Source organism: Nocardiopsis sp. TNDT3 (assembly GCF_003427465.1).
GTDB classification, from domain to species: Bacteria; Actinomycetota; Actinomycetes; order Streptosporangiales; family Streptosporangiaceae; genus Nocardiopsis; species Nocardiopsis dassonvillei.
Genome location: NZ_QPFC01000728.1, coordinates 1 through 3,430, shown reverse-complemented (window position 1 = coordinate 3,430; position 3,430 = coordinate 1). Strand labels below are relative to the sequence as shown.

General features: G+C 71.5%; 5 protein-coding genes. 2 read left to right on the top strand and 3 right to left on the bottom strand.

Annotated elements, in window-relative coordinates:
• The first annotated feature begins 440 nt into the window (after positions 1-440).
• On the top strand, positions 441-908 hold the full coding sequence (locus tag DQW06_RS18055; protein ID WP_019606760.1) for a YkvA family protein: 468 nt from the start codon (positions 441-443) through the stop codon (positions 906-908).
• 184 nt (positions 909-1,092) lie between these two features.
• Here the strand turns inward: DQW06_RS18055 and rpsN are convergent, their stop codons facing one another.
• The 3 genes from rpsN to DQW06_RS18040 form a co-directional block, all read right to left on the bottom strand.
• Positions 1,093-1,398, bottom strand: coding sequence for a 30S ribosomal protein S14 (gene rpsN, locus DQW06_RS18050; protein ID WP_117198960.1), 306 nt, complete (start codon positions 1,396-1,398; stop codon positions 1,093-1,095).
• Positions 1,398-1,634 carry a 50S ribosomal protein L28 gene (gene rpmB, locus DQW06_RS18045; protein WP_047871988.1) on the bottom strand — a complete coding sequence of 79 codons (237 nt, stop codon included), beginning with the start codon at positions 1,632-1,634 and terminating at the stop codon, positions 1,398-1,400. The genes rpsN and rpmB overlap by 1 nt, the downstream gene beginning before the upstream one ends.
• A 90-nt stretch (positions 1,635-1,724) precedes the next feature.
• The gene (locus tag DQW06_RS18040; protein WP_117198959.1) at positions 1,725-2,819 is read right to left on the bottom strand and encodes a GTP-binding protein; all 1,095 of its coding nucleotides are present in this window, start codon (positions 2,817-2,819) and stop codon (positions 1,725-1,727) included.
• A 163-nt stretch (positions 2,820-2,982) separates the two neighbouring features.
• Between DQW06_RS18040 and DQW06_RS18035 the strand changes: the two genes are divergently transcribed.
• Positions 2,983-3,402, top strand: a complete 420-nt coding sequence (locus DQW06_RS18035) for a VOC family protein (RefSeq protein ID WP_019606764.1) — start codon at positions 2,983-2,985, stop codon at positions 3,400-3,402.
• Positions 3,403-3,430 lie beyond the last annotated feature (28 nt).

Below are 3,430 nucleotides of genomic sequence, written 5' to 3'. Positions count from 1 at the left end.
CGGCGGGGGTGACACGGGTGGCGCGGACTCCACGCTGGCCGAAGGGGATCGGATCGTGTCCGTGTGCACCGCCTCCTTCCTGGGCAGACGCGTTTCGTGCTGGCCGCATGTGGCCAACGCGTGGACAGATCGGTATGCGACCGTTTTCGGGTCGTATGGGTTCTGTGTTGGTCTGTGGGGGTTGGGATGCCTCCCGGTGGCGTTTGGTGCCTCTCATCCTTTCTTCTCCAAGGATGCCCTTCCCCTCCCTGCCCCACCAGTCCCCTTCGCGGCCTGTGGACAACCCTCTCGGCGTACGGACGCTCCGTCCGGGGGCGGGGAGGGCGGTCGGGGTGTCGCGCCGGTCACGTACGGGATTGGACCCGCGCCACGCGGGAACGAAACAGGAAGGCTTCGCGTCATATCTTGAGAAGCCACGTCCTCACCGAGGAGACCGAACGATGCGCAAGGCAAACCGCGCCGCGGCGGGAGCCGCCGCCTGGCAGGTCGTCCGCAACACCGACAGCGACATGTCCGTCTGGCAGCGGGCCGGAGCCGTCCCGCGGATGATCGGCGCCAAGGTGCGTGGACGCTACCCCGAGCTGAGCAGCGGCAAACTGCTCGGGATGCTCGTGCTGGCGGCCTACATCCTCTCTCCCGTCGACTTCGTCCCCGAACTGTTCGTTCCGTTGCTCGGCCTGGCCGACGACGTCGCCGTCGCCGTGTGGCTGACCACCATGGCGCTCGGCGAGAGCGAGCGCTTCGTGCTCTGGGAGCGCCAGAACCAGGCGCAGCAGGCCTTCCACGAGGCCAACCAGCCGGGCGGACACGACCACGGCATGCGCGGCGGCCAGGCGGGACCGGAACGGGGACACGGCGTCTCCGGCCACGACGGCCACCGCTCCTCCACCGACGGCGCACGCCCCTGACCGGAACCGTCCCGGCCAGCGACGTCGCCGACCGGGACCGCCGCCGTCCGTTGACGCCCCCGGACCGCACCCGAACCGCACACGGGCCCCGCGCGCACCGCGCGGGGCCCGTGGCGTCGGATCCGGTCGAGCCGCAGGGCGTCGGGGGTCACACCGCCGAGCGCGCGACCGGATCCCGCTTCCGTCACCAGCTGGACTTGGTCACCCCGGGCAGCTCGCCCCGGTGGGCCATCTCCCGGAAGCGGATCCGCGAGAGTCCGAACTTGCGCAGGTGCCCTCGTGGCCGCCCGTCCACGGCGTCGCGGTTGCGCAGCCGGGTGGCGCTGGCGTCGCGGGGCTGCCGGTTCAGCTCGGCCACCGCCACGGCGCGCTCCCGCTCACCGGTGTGCGGGCTGCGGATGATCCGCTTGAGTTCGGCCCTGCGCTCGGCGTAGCGGGCCACCACGCGCCTGCGCCGCTGGTCGCGGGCGATCTTGCTCTTCTTGGCCATCAGACCCTCCCGCCGCGGGCGCGGATCTGGGCGACCACCCGCTCGATGCCGCGGGCGTCGATCACCTTCATGCCCTTGGTGCTCACGCGTAGCTTCACGTAACGCCCCTCACTGGGCAGCCAGTACCTCTTCGTCTGGATGTTGGGGTCGAACCGGCGCCTGGTGCGCCGGTGGGAGTGCGAGACCGAGTTTCCGAAGGCCGGAGCCTTCCCGGTCACCTGACAGACACGGGACACGGCGGTCCCTCCTCTCGTTCGCGGCCCGCGGACCCGCGGACCGTTCGGGCTCCCCGGTGTCCGGGGCCCTCCCGTCGTGGCGCCGTCCCTCTACAGGGCGTCGGCGAAGGGGTCGGACCGCAGCGGCTGTCCCGCCTCGTCCTCGGTCATCAGGCACGAGTCCAGCAGGGCCACCAGGCGTCGGGCGTCCAGGTCCACACCCGTGAACGCCAGGTGCTGGCCGCGGTCGCCCAGCACCGGGTCCCAGTCCAGGAGCGCCGAGACCCGGCGGGTCTCGGAGACCATCTCCACCGCGGCCTCGGGCAGCGCGTCCAGCCAGGGGCCGCCGCTCTCCAGCAGCAGGGCGTCGTTGTAGGCGTCCCACACCAGCAGCGTGTCCGGGCGGCTGGCCAGCCAGATCCGGCCCCGGCCGCGCAGGCCCGCGGACACGATCCGCTCCAGCGCCTCGTGCAGCCGCACGGGGTGCAGGGGGCGCCTGCGGCTCCAGGTCACCGTGCTCACCCGCCCGTCCGCGCGGTCGGCGTAGTGCGCCCAGGCCGGGTTGAGCCGGTGCGCTGCCGCCTCGGGGTCGAACCGGCCGTGCGTCAGGTCCGCGAGCCCGCCTCCCCCGGGGACGACCACGGCGGCCGGGTTGAGGTGCTCCACCAGGGCGCGGGCCTCGTCGAGGTGGCGGGTTCCGTGCACGGCGACCGCCGTCGGGTACTCGACCTGGTGGGCGAGCACCTCGGCGACCGTGCGCTCGTCCTCCACCGCGATGTCCAGGTCCCGGTCGCTCAGGTCGTCGTGCCCGGACAGGTCCGGCAGCAGGCGGTCGGCGTCCACCGCCGCGATGACCGCGGCCAGCCTCAGCTCCTCCCGGGCCGCGACGACCTCGGCCACCTGCCGGGGTTCGACCCCGTCCCAGGTCTCCACCACGCACAGGGTGTGCTCACCCCGCTCGGCCAGCCGCAGCAGCGTGGGCACGAGGTCCTCGCGCAGCGTGCAGGACGCGCACAGGTGGTCCAGGTCAACACGGCTGTGGTCCACGGGACCCCAGCGGTCACGGGTGACGCGGTGGACGATCCCCTCGGCGATCCCGTCGAGGTCGTGGTGCACGGCCACGGACCCCGGGACCTCCGCCAGCAGGTCGTCCACGCTTCGTCCGCGCGCGTGGCGGTGCAGGCCGCAGACCACGGCCACGCGCATGGGGGTTGTCGGCTCCATCGGGGGACACCCTCCTTTCAAAGAAAACGATAATCATTATCGTATAGCACCCGCGTGGCACCCAGGCGGGAAAAGTCGGTTGCCATGACCACGATGCGTGTAGTACTTTGATTGAAGTGGTTGGAAGCGATCCCCTGGAGGCACCGTGAATATCGATCTCGTCGGACTGGCCGTGCTCTGCGACGACCCGCGCGCCAGCGCCGCGTGGTTCTCCGAGCACTTCGGCTTCAACGTCAACATCGACCTCGGCTGGTACCTGAACACCCAGCACGAGGACCACCCCAAGCTGTCGATCGACTTCGTGCTGCGCGACCATCCGTCCACGCACGAGGTCCTGCGCTCGGGGAGGGCGGAGTCGCTGGTCGCCTTCCTGGTTCCGGACGTGGACGCCGAGGAGAAGCGGCTTCGGGAGGCGGGGGTGGAGGTGATCATGCCGCTGGTCAGCGAGCCCTGGGGGCAGCGCCGCTTCCAGGTCTCGGGTCCGGAGGGCCTCTACATCGAGATCCTCCAGATGGTGGCCCCCGACCCGCAGTGGATGAGGGACAACGGCTTCGCCGAGGAGTGACGCCGGGGGCGGCGGGGCGGGTCCAGGG

Bases quoted from the DNA above. Each gene is read 5' to 3' on its own strand.
- DQW06_RS18055 (WP_019606760.1), top strand. From the start codon at position 441: ATGCGCAAGGCAAACCGCGCCGCGGCGGGAGCCGCCGCCTGGCAGGTC.
- rpsN (WP_117198960.1), bottom strand. From the start codon at position 1,398: ATGGCCAAGAAGAGCAAGATCGCCCGCGACCAGCGGCGCAGGCGCGTG.
- DQW06_RS18040 (WP_117198959.1), bottom strand. From the start codon at position 2,819: ATGCGCGTGGCCGTGGTCTGCGGCCTGCACCGCCACGCGCGCGGACGA.